Below are 15,603 nucleotides of genomic sequence, written 5' to 3'. Positions count from 1 at the left end.
CTGCGCGGGTCTCCCGCCTAGTTTCTCGTGTCATGACAGCCACAGGCATTCTGGACCGGTTCCGGCAGGACGGGTACACGGTCGTGCGGGGTCTCTTCTCGCGCGAGGAGGTCGAGCGCGTGCGCGGCGAGTTCGCGGCGTTGCAGGCGGCGGGCAAGGAGGTGCCGGGGCACTTCCGGCCGCGCGAGGGCGACGATCCGCTGGACGCGTTCCCCCGGGTGATGCAGCCGCACGAGTTCAGCGAGGTCGCCCGGGAGGTGCTGCTCGACGCGCGGCTGCGGAGCGTCCTGGAGGAGTTGCTGGGCGAGGACGTGCTCGCCGCGCAGAGCATGTTCTACTTCAAGCCGCCGGGGGCGCGCGGTCAGGCGCTGCACCAGGACAACTTCTATCTGCGGGTCGAGCCGGGGACGTGCGTCGCCGCGTGGGTGGCCTGCGACGACATCGACCGGGACAACGGCGGGCTCGAAGTCGTCCCCGGCACCCACCTGTTGGACCTGTTCTGTCCCGAGGTCGCCGACGAGTCCGTGTCGTTCGCCCGCGAGTACGTGCCGCCGCCGCCCGGCCTGTCCGCCGTGCCCGTCGACATGGAGCCGGGCGACGTCCTGTTCTTCAACGGCAGCCTGGTGCACGGCTCCCAGCCGAACCGGACCACCGACCGCTTCCGCCGCTCGTTCATCGGGCACTACGTGGGGCGCTCGACCGAGCGGATCGGGGCGTACTACCGGACGCTGGAGATGAGCGGCGAGCGGGTGGTGCTGGCGGAGAGCGAGGGCGCGGGCCCGTGCGGCACGGAGTTCGCGCCGCAGGGGCCGCACTAGCACCAGCGGGCGGTGGGCTCAGTGACCGGCGATGGGGTGCGGGGAGTAGGGGTACTGCAACTCCTCGATCTCCTTGTCGGTCAGCTCCAACTCGACGGCCGCGACGGCGTCTTCGAGGTGGCCCGGCTTGGCGGCGCCGACGATCGGGGCGGTGACCGTGTCCTGGTGGAGGAGCCAGGCCAGCGCGATCTGGGCCCGGGGGACGCCGCGGGCCTCGGCGACGCGGGCCACGGCCTCGACGATCGCGCGGTCGCCCTCCTGGTAGAGGGTGCCGCCGAAGCCGTCCGTCGCGCTGCGTCCGGTGGTGGTGTTCCAGTCGCGGGTGAGGCGGCCCCGGGCGAGCGGGCTCCACGGGATGACGCCGACGCCCTGGTCCGCGCAGAGGGGCAGCATCTCGCGCTCCTCCTCGCGGTAGATGAGGTTGTAGTGGTTCTGCATGGACACGAACTTCGTCCAGCCGTGCCGTTCCGCCGTGTGCTGCATCTTCGCGAACTGCCACGCGTACATCGAACTCGCCCCGATGTAGCGGGCCTTGCCCGCCTTCACCACGTCGTGCAGCGCCTCCATCGTCTCCTCGACCGGGGTGTGCGGGTCGAAGCGGTGGATCTGGTAGAGGTCGACGTAGTCGGTGCCGAGGCGGCTGAGGCTGTGGTCGATCTCGCTGAGGATCGCCTTGCGCGACAGCCCGCCCCCGTTGGGTCCGGGGCGCATCCGGTTGTGCACCTTCGTGGCGAGCACGATCTCGTCCCGGACGGCGAAGTCCGCGAGCGCCTTGCCGACGATCTCCTCGCTGGTGCCGTCGGAGTAGACGTTCGCGGTGTCGAAGAAGTTGATCCCGGCGTCCAGGGCCTGCCGGATCAGCGGACGCGACGCCTGCTCGTCGAGCGTCCACTCGTGCGTGCCGCGGTCCGGGAGGCCGTACGTCATGCAGCCGAGACAGATCCGGGAGACGTCCAGGCCGGTCGAACCGAGCTTCACGTACTGCATCGTTGCTGCTCCTGCCGTCGGAGTGGGTGACAGGTGCGAGCGTACGTGCCGGTCGTCGGCCGTCCGCAAGGCATTTCAGGTGACGGCCCGGCGTGGGAGCGGCGGGGGGTCGCGGGGGCGTGCGCATCCTCGCCGTGAGCGACCGGCGCCGGGCCGGTCGGTGAGGTGCGGGAGGCCGTGTCGTGCGGGTACGCCGGATCGGGTTCGTGGGGTTGGTGGCGGGGGTGCTGCTGGTGCCGTCGGGGGTCGGGGGGCCGGCGTGGGGGGATGTGCCGGGGACGGCCGGGGGGACGTCGGTCGCGGCGGAAGCGGCACCCGGCGCGGCAGTGGCCCCGGGTGCGGAAGGGCCCGCCGCTCCCGCGACCCTGTGCGCTCCCGCCGGGACCCTGCGCGGGCCCGGCGGGCAGGTCGCCCGGGTCAGCCTCTGTGCGGGGAGCGGCACGCCGGTGACGGCGGTGTCGGCGCCCGCCACCTGTCGTCGTCCCGGTGTCCGCCCGGCCTGTCTCACCTCCGGGACCTGGAGCGCGACCCGGGACGGTGTGCCGGTGGCGTCCGGCGCGCTGCCCGGTTCGACGCCGTACCCGGGGCCGGGGACGTACGAGGTGACGGCGTCGGTCCGGGTCCGGTCGGTGCCCGCCGGGGTGGAGCTGGCGGGCACGGTGCGGGCGACGCTCACCCTCACCGCGCCCGCAGCGCGGCCGACGCACCGGATCGAGGTGGACCGGCGTGAGCTGAGTCCCGGTGCGGTGACGACGCTGACGTACACGGTCGCCCGGGACAGTGAACTCGGCGACGGCAGCGGGCGGTTCGGGCTGATCGGTGTCGAGGGGATGGAGCTGACCACCGCCGACGCCCGCTGTGTGAACCCCCTGGTCGGCCGGTACCCCGCGACCGCCCGGACCCCGTACGCCCTGGACTGCGCGCTGACCGACCTCCAGCCGGGCAACCCGTCGACGGTCGTCGTCCGGGTCGCCGTCGGGGAGCGGTGCGGCACGGTCGTGTCCAAGCTGGGGTACTGGATGCCGCGCGGCCAGGCCCTCTACACGGGCGGGATGCTGGAGGGGCCGACCGTGGGGTGCGGTTCTAGTCGACGGTGATCGCCGAGACCGGGCAGGCGCGGGACGCCTCGCGGATCATGGGGTCGTCGAGGTGGTCGTGGTGGTCCGGGGTGAGGGTGGAGAAGCCGTCGTCGTCCTGGGTGAAGACCTTGGGGGCGGTCAGGGCGCACTGGCCGGCGCCGATGCAGACGTCCGTGTCGATGTCGATGTGCATGGGCGCGGCCTTCTACCAGGTCACGGGGAGTTCGAGCATCCCCTGGATGATGTCGCCGGATTTGAAGGGGACCGACTCGGCGGGCGCGGCCAGGCGCAGGCCGGGCAGCCGGGTGAAGAGGGTGCGCAGGGCGATCTCCAGTTCGGCGCGGGCGAGGTTCTGGCCGAGGCACTGGTGGATGCCGAAGCCGAAGGCGAGGTGGTGGCGGGTGGGCCGGTGCAGGTCGAGGGCGTCGGGGTCGTCGTAGGCGGCGGTGTCGCGGTTGACGACGGAGGTGGAGAAGATGACGCCCTCGCCGGCCTGGATCGTGACGCCGCCCGCGTCGATGTCCTCCAGGGCGACGCGCGGCAGGCCGTCCACGATGGACAGCATCCGCATCAGCTCCTCGACGGCGCCCGGCAACAGGGCGGGGTCCGCGCGGAGTTCGGCGAGGCGGTCGGGGTGGCCGAGGAGGGTGTAGGTGCCGATGGAGATCATGTTGGCGGTCGTCTCGTGGCCCGCGATGAGCAGGATGAACGCGATGTCGACGACGCCCTCGCGGTCGAGTTCGCCGTCGCGCAGGCGGTGGTGGACGAGCGTGTCGAGGACGCCGTCGCCGGGCGGGGCGGTGCGTTTGTGGTCGATCAGTTCGCGGAGGTAGCCGCGCAGCAGTTCGCGGGCCTCGCGGGCCTCGTGCTCGTCCTTGCCGCGCAGGACGCGATGGGACTGCCGCTCGAAGAACTCGTGGTCGTCGTAGGGGACGCCGAGGAGGGCGCAGATCACCATCGAGGGGACGGGCAGCGCGAAGACGCGGACGAGGTCGGCGGGCGGGCCCTGGGCGAGGAGGGCGTCGATGCGGTCGTCCACGATCCGCTGGATCGCGGGGCGCAGCGCCTCGGCGCGGCGGAGGGTGAAGTCGGGGATGAGCATGCGGCGTTGGACGCGGTGCGCGGGGTCGTCGACGCCGACGACGGGCACGGTGCGGTCGCTGGCCGACTTGGCGCGCGGTGAGACGACCGGGAAGCCGGGGCGGGTGCGGTCGGAGGAGAGGCGGGGGTCGGTGAGGAGGGTGCGGGCGAGGGCGTGGCCGGTGACGATCCAGACCGGGCGGCCGTCGTAGAGGGTCGCGCGGGTCAGGGGGCGGTCGGTGCGCAGGGAGTCGTAGCCGGTGGGCGGCTGGTAGGGGCAGGTGCGGTCCTGCGGGAAGGCGAGGGGGGCCGGACGTGTCATGGAGACCTCGCAGACAGTGGGTTCCGACGTACCACCCCCCATTAGATGCCTCAAGCATCTAACTGGCGACGAAGAGTTCGGCCAGATGGACGGCGGCGGTGATCTGGCCTGAACTCTGCGGCCCCGCCCGTGCGGTGATCGCCCGGGACTGTGAGGATGGGAGCCGTAACACGCACGGCGTACGACATGACGAAGGATGGTTTCCATGCCGCTCGAAGGCGAGTACGAGCCCAGCCCGACGCAGTGGGTGCGGGAGCAGGTGGAGTTGTACGAGAAGTCCGGCGGGACCGAGGGGACGACGCTGCTCGACACCGGGCTGCCGGTGATCGTGCTGACCTCGCGCGGCGCGAAGAGCGGCAAGATCCGCAAGACGCCGCTCATGCGGGTCGAGCACGAGGGCGCGTACGCGGTGGTCGCCTCGCAGGGCGGCGCGCCGACGCACCCCACCTGGTACCACAACCTGGTGGCCGACCCGCGCGTCGAGCTCCAGGACGGGCCGGTGAAGCAGGACATGACGGCCCGTGAGGTCACCGGCGAGGAGAAGGCGGCCTGGTGGGCGCGGGCCGTCGCCGCGTATCCGCCCTACGAGGAGTACCAGACGAAGACGGACCGGGAGATCCCGGTGTTCGTGCTGGAGCCCGGCGCGTAAAAAACACACAGGAAATTCGCGGCCCGGCAGGTGTGAAACCCCGCCTGCCGGGAACGCGGACATCAGGCCCCGCCGCGCTCCCCCGTCGCGGCGGGGCTTCCTCATGCCCGGATGCGAGTTCCTGGACACCTGTCCAGCTATAGTGGACAGGTGTCCAGGAAATCCCGGACGCGTCCTGGTGGTGAGACGAGGGAGTCGAGAAGGTCATGGAGACGGTCGCGAACGTGCTGGTGGCGCTGATCGCCGTGCTGCACGCCTACATCCTGGTGCTGGAGATGTTCCTGTGGCAGAGGCCGCCGGGGCGCCGCTTCCACGGCTTCGACCCGCAGTTCGCGGCGGCCACCGCGAAGATGGCGGCCAACCAGGGCCTCTACAACGGCTTCCTCGCGGCCGGCCTGGTCTGGGGCCTGGTCGCCGGTGACCCGACCGGTTTCCGCGCGCAGGTCTTCTTCCTGGCCTGCGTGATCGTCGCGGGGGTGTACGGCGCCGCGACCGCGAACCGGCGGATCCTGTTCGCGCAGGCCGTGCCCGGCGCGATCGCCCTGGCCGCCGTGCTGATCGCGCAGTGACCCGCGCCGCGCCCGAGGACCCGCGGGCCGCCCGCACCCGGGCGAGGCTGCGGGCGGCGCTGCTCGCGGAGTGCGCCGAGCGTCCGCTGGAGGAGGTGAGCGTGGCCGCGCTGGTCCGGCGTGCCGGTGCCGGGCGGGCCACGTTCTACGTCCACTACACCGACCTCGAAGACCTCGCGGTCGACGCGTGCGCGGACGTCGTGCGTGAGGCCGTGGAGGCACTGCACGCCTGGCAGGGGCGGCCCGACCCGGTGCGCGCGCCGGCCGCCCTGCCGGAGTTCTTCGCCTCCCTCACCCCTCATCTCGCCCTGTACCGGCGGCTGTTGACGCCGGGCGGGGGCGGTCCCCTGGGGCTGGTGCTGCACCGGGACCTGCGCGCGTACAGCCTGCGGGAGCGGGAGCGGGCGGGGGCCGCCGACGCGGCGCTGGTGGCGTCGGCGGTGGCGGCGACCTTCGCGGGGGTGCTGGGGGACTGGCTGCACGGGCTGTTGGCGGGGACACCCCGTCAGATAGCCGACGAGGTGTGGCAGTTGCTGGTCGCGCTGCACGCCAGCCGGTGAACAGGCGCCCGCACCTCGTCAGAAGACCAGCACCGGTTTGACCGTCTTCCCTGTCGTCATGTCCTCCACGGCCTGTCCGATGTCCGTGAACCCGTACGTCCCGATCAGCTTCTCCAGCGGCAGCCGCCCTGAGCGGACCAGCCCGACCAGCGTCGGGATGAGGCTCTGTGTCTCGCTGTCCCCGAGGGTGAGCCCGACGACCCGCTTTCCGGTGAGCAACCCGTTGACGTCCAGGGCGACTTCGGTGCCGAAGGGCGGCGCCCCCACGACGACGAGGGTGCCGCGCGCGTCGAGCGCGTCGACCCCGGCCCGCAGGACGGCCGTGCTGCCGGTCGTCTCCACGACGCCGTCGACTCCGGCCAGTTCGCGGACGTCGCTCAGCGTGCGCGTGGCGCCGAGTTCCCGGGCGAGTTCCAGCCGTTCGGCGACGCGGTCGACGGCGATGATCTCGGTCGCCGGGGAGAGCGCGGCGGCCATCACCGCCGACAGTCCGACGGCCCCGGCGCCGAGGACGGCGACCGTACTGCCGGGCTTCGGCCGCAGGACGTTCCACACCGCGCCCACCCCGGTCTGGACTCCGCAGCCCAGCGGGGCGATCGAGGCGAGCGGCACCTCCGGGTCGACCTTGACGAGGCTGCGCTCGTCCACCAGGGCCCGCTCGGCGAACGAGGACTGGCCGAAGAAGTGCCCGCCCAGCTCCTCGCCGTCCCGGGTGATCGTGGCGCTGCCGTCGGCGCGGCGGCCCCCGATCAGGTTCAGCGGCAGCCAGTGCGCGCAGTAGGCGGGGTGCCCGTCACGGCAGTTGCGGCACTCCCCGCAGGACGTGAACGACAGCACGACGTGGTCGCCGGGCACGACCGAGGTGACGGCCGCCCCGACCGCCTCGACGACCCCGGCGCCCTCGTGCCCGAGCACCCCGGGCAGCGGGAACGGCAGCCCGCCGCCCGCGACGCCGAGATCGGTGTGACACAGGCCGGCGGCGGCGATGCGGACGACGGCCTCGTGCGGGCCAGGGTCGTCGAGGGTGACGTCCGTGAAGGTGAAGGGGGCGCCGGCGGACTCGACGACGGCGGCTCGGGTGGTGAGGGGCACGGCTGAACTCCTGCGATGTGAGGGCGGGTTGCTTCGGGGGGGTCAGTCCAGCGAGACGACGACCGACTTCGTCTGCTGGTAGGAGGCCAGCGCCTCCGGCCCGTACTCCCGCCCGAACCCCGAGTCCTTGACGCCCCCGAACGGCACCGCCGGGTCCAGCATCGCCCAGTCGTTGATCCAGACGATGCCCGCCTGAAGGCGCTCGGCGACGCGGTGGGCGCGGGCGAGGTTGCCGGTCTGGATGCCTGAAGCGAGGCCGTACGGCGTGGAGTTGGCGAGCGCGACCGCCTCGTCCTCGGTGTCGAAGGGCTGGACGGTGAGGACGGGGCCGAAGATCTCCTCCTGGATCACGCGGGAGTCGTTGGGGAGGCCGGCGATGACGGTCGGCTTGTAGTAGTAGCCGCCGTCCAGGTCGAGGCGTTCGCCGCCGCAGACGATCCGGCCGCCGTCCTTGCGGGCGAGTTCGACGTACTCCTCGACCTTGCGCAGGTGCCGCTCGCCGGCCAGCGGGCCGACGACGGTCGCCGGGTCGCGCGGGTCGCCGACGGGGATGCCGGGGACGGCGTCGGCGAGGATGTTGAGGAGCGTCGTGAGGACGGGGCGGGCGACCAGGAGGCGGGGGCCGCCCATGCAGAACTGGCCGGTGTTGAAGACGAATCCCTTGATGACAGCGGCGACGGCCTTCTCCAGGTCGGCGTCCTCGAAGACGAGGTGGGGCGCGTTTCCGCCCAGTTCGACGGTGACCGGTTTCAGCGCCTGCCCGGCGAGCGCGGCGGCGTGCCGGCCGACCTGCGTGGAGCCGGTGAAGGCGACCTTGTCGATGCCGGGGTGGCGCAGCAGGGCCTCGCCGGCGACGGGTCCGGTGCCGGTGACGACGTTGACGACGCCGTCGGGGACGCCCGCCCGCTTGAGGAGGCCGGCCATGTGCAGGGCGCTCAGGGGAGTTTCGTCGGCGGGCTTGTGAACGACCGTGTTGCCGGCGGCGAGTGCGGGGGCGAGTTTCGAACCGGCCAGGATCAGGGGGAAGTTGAACGGCGTGATCGCGGCGACGACGCCGAGGGGGCCGCGTCTGGTGTAGGCGTGGGCGTGGTGCTGGGTCTCGCGGGCGGCGCCGTCGAGGGAGAAGGCGAGGGCCGCGTAGTACTCGTAGTCGTTGGCGGTGTTGGTGACGTCTACGGCGCGGGCCAGGGTGATCGGCTTGCCGACGTCCAGGCTCTCCAACTCGGCGAGGGTGTCGGCCTCTTCGCGGATCAGCTCGGCGACGCGGTGCAGGATCCGGCCGCGTTCGCGGCCGGTGAGGCGGGGCCAGGGGCCGTGGTCGTAGGCGTCGCGGGCGGCGCGCACGGCGGCGTCGACGTCGTCGGCGGAGGCTTCGGCGACGGTGGTGACGGGGCGGCCCCGGGAGGGGTCGGTCACCTCGGTGCGGGCCCCGTCGGCGGCTTCGCGCCACTGGCCCCCGATGAAGAGCTGCCCGGGGTCGATCTGGAAGGCGGTCATCGCCACTCCTCGGGTTCTGCGGCGCCGTCGCCGCGTCGTCAACCGACAGGTTTCCTGGTTGTTCGCAGTCTCTTTACGGACAGGTTTCCTGTCAATGGTTTACGCTTGGGACATGGCCGGAAGCGCACCCCCCTCCCTCCTCTACATGGTCAAGCAGCTCGAACTCGCCGTCCGCTCCCGGCTGGACGACCTGGTGCGGCCGTCGGGCATCACGGCCCTGCAGTACACGGCGCTGACGGTCCTGGAGCGCCACGACGGCCTGTCCGCCGCCCAGTTGGCCCGGGACTCGTTCGTCACGGCGCAGTCGACCGCCGACCTGGTGCGCACCCTGGAGGCCCGGGGCCTGGTCCGCCGGGAGCGCAATCCGCGCAACAAGCGGGAGCTGCGGATCCTGCTGACCGACGCGGGGCGCGACCTGCTCGCGCTGCACGCAAAGCCGGTGCGCGAACTGGAGAACCGCATGGTCACGGCGTTGACCGAGCGGCAGACGGACCAGTTCAGACAGTCCCTCACGCGGGCCTGGCAGGCGCTGTCGTAGGCGCGCCGTAGCCGCACAGCGGACCCTGCTGTAAAGACGCGGGCCTTTTTCAGAGACATATGTCAATCGAACATGCTGGAATTCACTCCATCGGGGTAACTTGCTGAGGCAGGCTCCGCCGAGCGCTCCCCCGCGTCCGCAGTTTCCCATCCGCCGGCCCGTGCTGGAGGCAATGCCATGGTGCCGCAGGAACCCCTGGTCGACACCCCTCACCTGCGCATCCGTGAGGAACAGGGGTATGTCGTGCTGGAGTTCCACGGCGAGATCGACATCGTCGCGGCGATGGAGATCCTGCCGCACATCGACGCGCGCGTGACGGGCCAGGCCCCGCGCGTACTCATCGACCTCAGCGCGATCGAGTTCTTCGACTGCTCGGGGCTGCGGCTGCTCTACCGCGCCCGCGCCCGGACCCTGGAGCGCGAGGGCGAACTGCGCCTGGTCTGCGTACACCCGCTGACCCTGCGGGTGCTGCGGGCGACGGGCCTGTCGAAGCTCCTGCCGCCCGCGCCGAGCGTGGAGACCGCCCTGGGCAAGCCCGGCGAGACGTTATGAACCGGCCTACTGGATGATCTTCGTGACCTGGCCGGCTCCCACCGTCCGCCCGCCCTCACGGATGGCGAACTTCAGCCCCTCCTCCATCGCGATGGGCTGGATGAGCTGCACGAGCATGCCCGTGTTGTCGCCCGGCATGACCATCTCGGTGCCCTTGGGCAGCGTCACCACGCCCGTCACGTCGGTGGTGCGGAAGTAGAACTGCGGACGGTAGTTGTCGAAGAACGGCGTGTGCCGCCCGCCCTCGTCCTTGGACAGGATGTACGCCTGCGCCTCGAACCGCGTGTGCGGCGTCACCGACCCCGGCTTGATGACGACCTGCCCGCGCTCCACGTCCTCCCGCTTCACCCCGCGCAGCAGCAGCCCGACGTTCTCCCCCGCCCAGCCCTCGTCGAGGAGCTTGCGGAACATCTCGATTCCGGTGACGGTCGTGCGCGCCTTCTGCTCGTGGATGCCGATGATCTCGACCTCCGTGTTCACCCTGAGCGTGCCCCGCTCGATCCGCCCGGTGACGACCGTGCCGCGCCCGGTGATCGTGAACACGTCCTCGATCGGCATCAGGAACGGCCGGTCGACGTCCCGCTCGGGCTGCGGGACGGCCGTGTCGACGGCGTCCAGCAGCTCCAGCACCGACCGCGACCACTCGGGGTCGCCCTCCAGCGCCCGCAGCGCCGAGACCCGGACGACGGGGACGTCGTCGCCCGGGAACTCGTACTCGGTGAGCAGTTCCCGGACCTCCAGCTCGACGAGTTCCAGGATCTCCTCGTCGTCGACCATGTCCGTCTTGTTGAGCGCGACGACGATGTACGGCACGCCCACCTGACGGGCCAGCAGGACGTGCTCCTTGGTCTGCGGCATCGGCCCGTCGGTCGCCGCGACGACCAGGATCGCGCCGTCCATCTGGGCCGCGCCCGTGATCATGTTCTTGATGTAGTCGGCGTGCCCGGGGCAGTCGACGTGCGCGTAGTGCCGGGCCTCGGTCTGGTACTCGACGTGCGCGATGGAGATCGTGATGCCGCGCTGGCGCTCCTCGGGCGCCTTGTCGATCTGGTCGAACGGGGTGAACGGGTTCAGGTCGGGAAACCGGTCGTGCAGCACCTTGGTGATCGCGGCGGTGAGCGTCGTCTTGCCGTGGTCGATGTGGCCGATCGTGCCGATGTTCACGTGCGGTTTGGTCCGCTCGAACTTTTCCTTCGCCACTGCGGGCCTCCTGGTCGGCTGAGGGGGCGCCCGGCGTCTGATACGCCGTCACATGGCGCCTTCCTCCTGTCTATTCGCTCACCGGCCCGTCGAACAGGGCGCTGACGGACTCACCGTTGTGAATCCGGCGCACGGCCTCGGCGAGCGCGGGCGCGATGGACAGCACCCGCAACTTGCCGCCGTGCTCCGCCAGTTCCTCCTCCGCGATGGGAACCGTGTTGGTGCACACGATCTCCAGCACGTCCGGCTGCGCGGTCAGCCGCTTCAGCGCGCCGGACGCGAACAGCCCGTGCGTACAGGCGACCCGGATCGAGCGCGGCTTCAACTCCCGCAGTCGATCCAGGAGTTCGAGGACGGTGCTGCCCTTGGCGATCTCGTCGTCCAGGACGATGACATCGCGCCCGGTCACCTCGCCGATCACCGAGTTGATGCTGACCCGGTCGTCCGCGAACCGCTGTTTGGCGCCCGCCGCGACCTGTGCGCCGATCAGCCGCGCGAAGGCCGCCGCCTCCTTCGCGTTGCCGAGGTCCGGGGAGACGACGGTGGTGCGCGACAGGTCGTACTGGCGGAAGTGCGCGGCGAGTTCACGCAGCGCGTGCAGGTGGTCGACCGGTACCGAGAAGAAGCCGTGCACCTGCGGGGAGTGCAGCGTCATCGCCAGGACCCGGCTCGCCCCGGCCGACACCATCAGGTCCGCGACGAGCCGGCCGCCCATCGAGATCCGCGGCGCGTCCTTCTTGTCCGACCGCGCGTACGAATAGTGCGGCATCACGACGGTGATCCGCCGCGCGGACGCGCCCCGCGCCGCGTCGCACATCAACAGCAGCTCCACCAGGTGCTCCTGGACCGGCTTCACCAGCGGCTGCACCAGAAAGACGTCCCGCTCCCGGCAGTTGGCCTGGAGCTGCACCTCAAGACAGTCGTTCGCGAACCTGCTGACCAGCGTGGGGCGCAGCGGCACTCCGAGGTGGGCACAGACCTCCGCCGCGAGTTCGGGGTGGGCGCTGCCGCTGAAGACGGCTATGTCTCGCACGATCGGCTCCTAGAGAGTCGAATGATCATGTCGGGCCCTCATCCTACGGATCCCGGCGCTTTCCGATCAGTCCAGTCGGTCCAGGAACCCGGCCACCGCGCGCCGGTACTGCGCCGGCCGCTCCAGGTCGACGAGGTGTCCGGCGCCCTCGACCGTGACCAGCGTCGAGTCCGGCAGCACCTCGTCGTACTCGCGGGCGATCCCCGGGTCCTTGTAGTCGCAGGCGCCCCGGACGACCAGGACGGGGACGTCGGTCCGGCGCAGCGCCGGACGCGGGTCCGGGACCCTCGACTGATCCTCGGCGGTCAGCTGGTTGGCGTAGAAGCCGGGCAGGGAGCCCGGCAGGTCCGTCAGCGGGCGCTCCGGGTGGCAGGTCGCGGCCGGCGCGGCGATCGTCAGGAGCTTCGCGAACACCGGGTCGATCTCCGCGTCCCCGACGACCGCGTGCGCGGCCCTCGGGTCGGCCGCCATCAGCAGCGACCACGCGACCAGCCTCGGGCTCGCCTCCAACTCGTCGATGCGGGCCTGGAGTTCCGGGGTCAGCCGGTCCCAGATGTCGCCCTCGTCACGGCCCTGCCACGCCGGTGCCCACAGGACGCCCGGCGACGTCAGGACCATCCGCTCGACGCGGTCCGGGTGCGCGGCCAGGTACTCGGCGGCGAGCGTCGCGCCCCAGGAGGCGCCCATCAGCACGACCTGGTCCGCGCCGATCCGCTTCCGCACGGCCTCCAGGTCGGCGACCTGCCGCGCCACCGTGTATCCCGTCGGATCCTTCAGCCTCGTCGAGCGGCCCGCGCCCACCTGGTCGTAGGAGTACACGTCGTAGCCGCGTCCGGCGAGCATCCGCTGCGTCGCGTCCGGGCCGTCTCCGGGGGTGCCGGGGCCGCCGTGCAGCATGATGACCGGGGTCGTCCTCGGGGTGCCCCGCGCGGGCAGGCGCGTGTAGGCGAGGCGGGATCCGGTGTCGAGGGTCCAGTAGCCGGTGGGCTCCGCCCGGGGGACGGGGGGTGGTTCGTCCAGGGGCTTCAGGACGGTCAGGGCCGCCGCGCCGCAGGTGAGGGTGAGGGTCGCGGCGGTGATCAGGGCGGTGCCGGGGCGGCTGCGGGTGCCGGCGTACGCGAGGAGCGCGCAGGTGACCGCCGCCGCCGTGAGGGCGGCTGCCGCTAGGAGCCAGGGGGTGGGGGTGAGGGTGGCGGTTCCCCAGGCCGCGGCCAGGGCCGTGACGGGGGCCAGGAGGATGCCGAGGGCGGTGAGGAGGACTCGGGCGGCTATGCGCAGGGCGCGGAAGCGGGGGCGGGAGCGGGGGGTGGTGGAGTGTGGGGTGGGGGGCTGGAGCTGCTGTGTCGTCGTCATACGGCGAGGGTCGAGGTGGGGGGCGGGGTAGCGCGTCAGCCGCGGTGGTCGGGGTGGTCCTCTCGTAGGGGGACGGGGGGTAGCTCTGCGGGGGGACGCGGGGTGGGGGGTGGGGTTTCTAGGCTTGGGGGAACGGCGGGGCAGCGGTGCGGCGGGCTTCGGGCCGAGGGCTTGGGGCTGGGTGTCGCGGAATCGGTCGGAATCGGCTGGAATCGGGGGGTGACATGAGGGGCTTGGGCGGCAGGGCGGGGCCTGGCGGTGCGAGAAGGGGTGAGGGAAGAGGGGTGGAGCGGGGGCCGTGGTGGGTCGTGCTCGATGTCGTGGTCGCCTATCTGTCGGCGGTGATCGCGATCGGGCCGTCGGACCACACGGCGTCGGTGTTCGGCGGGGCTGTGGTGGAGCGGGTGTGCGCGGTGGTGTGGTTCGTCGCGATCGCGGGGCGCCGGTTCGCTCCGGGGTGGGCGCTGTGGGCGGGCGGTGGGGCGACGGTCGCGGCGGTGGTGTCGGGCGCCGAGGTGACGAACGTGTCGCTCGCGTCGGCCCTCGCGCTGGCCCTGGTCGTGCGGTCACGGCCGCCGCGCCGGGCGCTGGAGCTGGCCGCGGTGCCGGTGGCGGGTGTGCTGGTCGCCCTCGCCTCCGACGACCGCGCGTTCGTGCCGGCCGCCGTGGCGCACGGCGTCGCGTGGCTGGCGGGGCGCGCGGGGCGGGCCCGGGACGAGATGGCGGAAACCCTGCGCGCACGGGACGGGGAACGGGCGGTGACCGCTGAACGCGCCCGCATGGCCCGCGAGTTGCACGACGCCGTGGGACACGCCGTGACCGTCATGCTCACCCACGCCGGTGCCGCCCGGCTCACCCTCGCGGACACGTCCCCGCCGGTCCGTGACGCCCTCGCCCGGATCGAGGAGGTCGGCCGCGCCGCGATGACCGACCTCGACCGCGTCCTCGGGCTGCTCACCGAGTCGTACGACGTGGAGGCGGACCTTCGCGGCCTCGCCGCCCGCCTTCCCCCGGACGTCCCTTCCGAGCTGCGCCTGCCCTCCGCCGGGGAGCTGCGCGGGCTGCCCTCGCCGGTCGCGGAGGCGGTGGGGCGCGTGGTGCAGGAGTCGCTGACCAACGTCGTCCGGCATGCGCGGCCCGCGCGGGTGGTGGTGGAGGTGGGGGTGGAGGTGGCTGAGGGGAGGGTGGTGGTGCGGGTGACGGATGACGGGGTCGGGGGTGCGGGGCGGGTGGTGGCCGGGGGGAGGCGAGGGTTGGGGGCGATGCGGGAGCGGGTCGCGGGGGTCGGGGGGTGGGTGGAGGCGGGGCCACGGGAAGAGGGGGGCGCGGGGTGGCGGGTCACCGCGGTGATGCCGGTGGCGGGGAAGGGGCTGGGGGCGGGGCCGGGGGCAAGGGCGGCGGGCGCTGTGCCGGGGGCGGGGGCTGTGTCGGGGACTGTGTCGCTGGACGGCGTGGGGTCCGGCAGCGGTCCGGTCGGTGAGCCGCCTCGCCCTGCCGACGTGCCTCGCCCTGCGGAAGGCCCGCCATGACCCGGCACCCCACCCCCGCCGGTCCCTCCCCTCCCCTTCTCCGGAAAGGCCCCCCGTGATCCGTGTCCTCCTCGCCGACGACGAAGACCTCATGCGTGCCGGACTGCGCATGATGCTGGAGACGCAGCCCGACCTCCTGGTCGTGGGGGAAGCCCCGGACGGAGCGGAGGCGGTCCGGCTGGCCAGGGAGGTCCGGCCGGACGTGGTGCTGATGGACGTCCGGATGCCGGTCCTGGACGGCGTCGGGGCGGCGCGGGCGATCGCGGCGCTCGGGGACGGCGCGCCGAAGGTGCTGATCCTGACCACGTTCGAGCTGGACGAGTACGTGTTCGCGGCCGTCCGCGCGGGTGCGGCGGGGTTCCTGCTGAAGCGGAGCCCGCCGGAGGCGTTGATCGAGGGGATCCGGACGCTGGCGGCGGGGGACGCGCTGCTGGGTCCCACGGTCACCCGGCGCCTGCTCGCGGAGTTCGCGCGGGCGACGCCGGTGGAGCCGTCCCCGGAGGTCGCGCGGAGGCTGGCCCGGCTGACGGAGCGTGAACACGGGGTGCTGCTGCTTCTGGGGCGGGGGCTGTCCAACGCGGAGATCGCGGCGCGGCTGCACATCGGGGAGGCGACGGTGAAGACCCATGTGGGCCGGGTTCTGGAGAAGCTGGGCCTGCGGGACCGGGTGCACGCGGTGGTGTTCGCGTTCGATCACGGGTTGGTCAGACCGGGCGGGCAGGACTGACCGGGCGGGCGGAGCGGG

17 protein-coding genes are annotated in these 15,603 nt (G+C 72.5%); 9 read left to right on the top strand and 8 right to left on the bottom strand.

Annotated features, from left to right (window positions below):
* Positions 1–32: 32 nt before the first annotated feature.
* The gene (locus IAG44_RS36815; protein ID WP_187751403.1) at positions 33–818 is read left to right on the top strand and encodes a phytanoyl-CoA dioxygenase family protein; all 786 of its coding nucleotides are present in this window, start codon (positions 33–35) and stop codon (positions 816–818) included.
* Positions 819–836: 18 nt separating this feature from the next.
* On the opposite strand, the gene IAG44_RS36810 is transcribed toward IAG44_RS36815, so the two are convergent.
* Positions 837–1,805: an aldo/keto reductase gene (locus IAG44_RS36810; RefSeq protein ID WP_187751402.1), complete on the bottom strand. Its 969-nt coding sequence runs from the start codon at positions 1,803–1,805 to the stop codon at positions 837–839.
* A gap of 182 nt (positions 1,806–1,987) precedes the next feature.
* On the opposite strand from IAG44_RS36810, the gene IAG44_RS36805 reads away from it, so the two are divergent.
* Positions 1,988–2,902 carry a hypothetical protein gene (locus IAG44_RS36805; RefSeq protein ID WP_281404319.1) on the top strand — a complete coding sequence of 305 codons (915 nt, stop codon included), beginning with the start codon at positions 1,988–1,990 and terminating at the stop codon, positions 2,900–2,902.
* Here IAG44_RS36805 and IAG44_RS36800 read toward each other — a convergent pair.
* Both IAG44_RS36800 and IAG44_RS36795 read right to left on the bottom strand, forming a co-directional pair.
* Complete coding sequence (locus tag IAG44_RS36800) at positions 2,889–3,077, bottom strand: ferredoxin (RefSeq protein WP_187751401.1); 189 nt, start codon at positions 3,075–3,077, stop codon at positions 2,889–2,891. The two genes, IAG44_RS36805 and IAG44_RS36800, sit on opposite strands and share 14 nt — an antisense overlap.
* 12 nt (positions 3,078–3,089) lie before the next feature.
* Positions 3,090–4,286 carry a cytochrome P450 gene (locus IAG44_RS36795; RefSeq protein WP_187751400.1) on the bottom strand — a complete coding sequence of 399 codons (1,197 nt, stop codon included), beginning with the start codon at positions 4,284–4,286 and terminating at the stop codon, positions 3,090–3,092.
* Between the two features lie 205 nt (positions 4,287–4,491).
* Between IAG44_RS36795 and IAG44_RS36790 the strand changes: the two genes are divergently transcribed.
* The 3 genes from IAG44_RS36790 (at position 4,492) to IAG44_RS36780 (ending at position 6,064) form a co-directional block, all read left to right on the top strand.
* The gene (locus IAG44_RS36790; RefSeq protein WP_187751399.1) at positions 4,492–4,935 is read left to right on the top strand and encodes a nitroreductase family deazaflavin-dependent oxidoreductase; all 444 of its coding nucleotides are present in this window, start codon (positions 4,492–4,494) and stop codon (positions 4,933–4,935) included.
* 206 nt (positions 4,936–5,141) lie between these two features.
* A complete protein-coding gene (locus IAG44_RS36785) occupies positions 5,142–5,504 on the top strand; it encodes a DUF1304 domain-containing protein (protein ID WP_187751398.1) in 363 nt (120 codons plus the stop codon).
* Positions 5,501–6,064, top strand: coding sequence for a TetR/AcrR family transcriptional regulator (locus tag IAG44_RS36780; protein ID WP_187751397.1), 564 nt, complete (start codon positions 5,501–5,503; stop codon positions 6,062–6,064). The genes IAG44_RS36785 and IAG44_RS36780 overlap by 4 nt, the downstream gene beginning before the upstream one ends.
* Before the next feature lie 18 nt (positions 6,065–6,082).
* Here IAG44_RS36780 and IAG44_RS36775 read toward each other — a convergent pair whose 3' ends face one another.
* A complete protein-coding gene (locus tag IAG44_RS36775) occupies positions 6,083–7,156 on the bottom strand; it encodes an NAD(P)-dependent alcohol dehydrogenase (RefSeq protein WP_187751396.1) in 1,074 nt (357 codons plus the stop codon).
* A 42-nt stretch (positions 7,157–7,198) separates the two neighbouring features.
* Positions 7,199–8,653, bottom strand: coding sequence for an aldehyde dehydrogenase family protein (locus IAG44_RS36770; protein ID WP_187751395.1), 1,455 nt, complete (start codon positions 8,651–8,653; stop codon positions 7,199–7,201).
* A gap of 112 nt (positions 8,654–8,765) precedes the next feature.
* Between IAG44_RS36770 and IAG44_RS36765 the strand changes: the two genes are divergently transcribed.
* Together IAG44_RS36765 and IAG44_RS36760 are read left to right on the top strand one after the other, a co-directional pair.
* The gene (locus tag IAG44_RS36765; protein WP_187751394.1) at positions 8,766–9,191 is read left to right on the top strand and encodes a MarR family winged helix-turn-helix transcriptional regulator; all 426 of its coding nucleotides are present in this window, start codon (positions 8,766–8,768) and stop codon (positions 9,189–9,191) included.
* A gap of 177 nt (positions 9,192–9,368) precedes the next feature.
* The gene (locus IAG44_RS36760) at positions 9,369–9,743 is read left to right on the top strand and encodes an anti-sigma factor antagonist (RefSeq protein WP_187751393.1); all 375 of its coding nucleotides are present in this window, start codon (positions 9,369–9,371) and stop codon (positions 9,741–9,743) included.
* 6 nt (positions 9,744–9,749) lie between these two features.
* Here IAG44_RS36760 and tuf read toward each other — a convergent pair whose 3' ends face one another.
* From tuf to IAG44_RS36745, 3 genes are all read right to left on the bottom strand, one after another.
* On the bottom strand, positions 9,750–10,943 hold the full coding sequence (tuf, locus tag IAG44_RS36755) for an elongation factor Tu (protein ID WP_187751392.1): 1,194 nt from the start codon (positions 10,941–10,943) through the stop codon (positions 9,750–9,752).
* Positions 10,944–11,013: 70 nt separating this feature from the next.
* Positions 11,014–11,976, bottom strand: a complete 963-nt coding sequence (locus IAG44_RS36750; RefSeq protein ID WP_187751391.1) for a ribose-phosphate diphosphokinase — start codon at positions 11,974–11,976, stop codon at positions 11,014–11,016.
* Positions 11,977–12,042: 66 nt separating this feature from the next.
* A complete protein-coding gene (locus tag IAG44_RS36745) occupies positions 12,043–13,329 on the bottom strand; it encodes an alpha/beta fold hydrolase (RefSeq protein ID WP_187751390.1) in 1,287 nt (428 codons plus the stop codon).
* A 308-nt stretch (positions 13,330–13,637) separates the two neighbouring features.
* Between IAG44_RS36745 and IAG44_RS36740 the strand changes: the two genes are divergently transcribed.
* Both IAG44_RS36740 and IAG44_RS36735 read left to right on the top strand, forming a co-directional pair.
* Positions 13,638–14,858 carry a sensor histidine kinase gene (locus tag IAG44_RS36740; RefSeq protein ID WP_187751389.1) on the top strand — a complete coding sequence of 407 codons (1,221 nt, stop codon included), beginning with the start codon at positions 13,638–13,640 and terminating at the stop codon, positions 14,856–14,858.
* A gap of 55 nt (positions 14,859–14,913) precedes the next feature.
* A complete protein-coding gene (locus IAG44_RS36735; protein ID WP_187751388.1) occupies positions 14,914–15,585 on the top strand; it encodes a response regulator in 672 nt (223 codons plus the stop codon).
* Positions 15,586–15,603: the final 18 nt, after the last annotated feature.

It is taken from the genome of Streptomyces roseirectus, from assembly GCF_014489635.1.
GTDB classification, from domain to species: domain Bacteria; phylum Actinomycetota; class Actinomycetes; order Streptomycetales; family Streptomycetaceae; genus Streptomyces; species Streptomyces roseirectus.
The sequence above is the reverse complement of the archived record's forward strand: the minus strand, read 5'-3'. Positions and strand labels throughout refer to the sequence as shown.

Excerpts from the sequence above, each read along its gene's own strand:
- IAG44_RS36785 (WP_187751398.1), top strand. The coding sequence starts at position 5,142 with ATGGAGACGGTCGCGAACGTGCTGGTGGCGCTGATCGCCGTGCTGCAC.
- IAG44_RS36810 (WP_187751402.1), bottom strand. The coding sequence starts at position 1,805 with ATGCAGTACGTGAAGCTCGGTTCGACCGGCCTGGACGTCTCCCGGATC.
- IAG44_RS36770 (WP_187751395.1), bottom strand. The coding sequence starts at position 8,653 with ATGACCGCCTTCCAGATCGACCCCGGGCAGCTCTTCATCGGGGGCCAG.
- IAG44_RS36800 (WP_187751401.1), bottom strand. The coding sequence starts at position 3,077 with ATGCACATCGACATCGACACGGACGTCTGCATCGGCGCCGGCCAGTGC.
- IAG44_RS36815 (WP_187751403.1), top strand. The coding sequence starts at position 33 with ATGACAGCCACAGGCATTCTGGACCGGTTCCGGCAGGACGGGTACACG.
- IAG44_RS36745 (WP_187751390.1), bottom strand. The coding sequence starts at position 13,329 with ATGACGACGACACAGCAGCTCCAGCCCCCCACCCCACACTCCACCACC.
- IAG44_RS36795 (WP_187751400.1), bottom strand. The coding sequence starts at position 4,286 with ATGACACGTCCGGCCCCCCTCGCCTTCCCGCAGGACCGCACCTGCCCC.
- IAG44_RS36790 (WP_187751399.1), top strand. The coding sequence starts at position 4,492 with ATGCCGCTCGAAGGCGAGTACGAGCCCAGCCCGACGCAGTGGGTGCGG.
- IAG44_RS36760 (WP_187751393.1), top strand. The coding sequence starts at position 9,369 with ATGGTGCCGCAGGAACCCCTGGTCGACACCCCTCACCTGCGCATCCGT.
- IAG44_RS36765 (WP_187751394.1), top strand. The coding sequence starts at position 8,766 with ATGGCCGGAAGCGCACCCCCCTCCCTCCTCTACATGGTCAAGCAGCTC.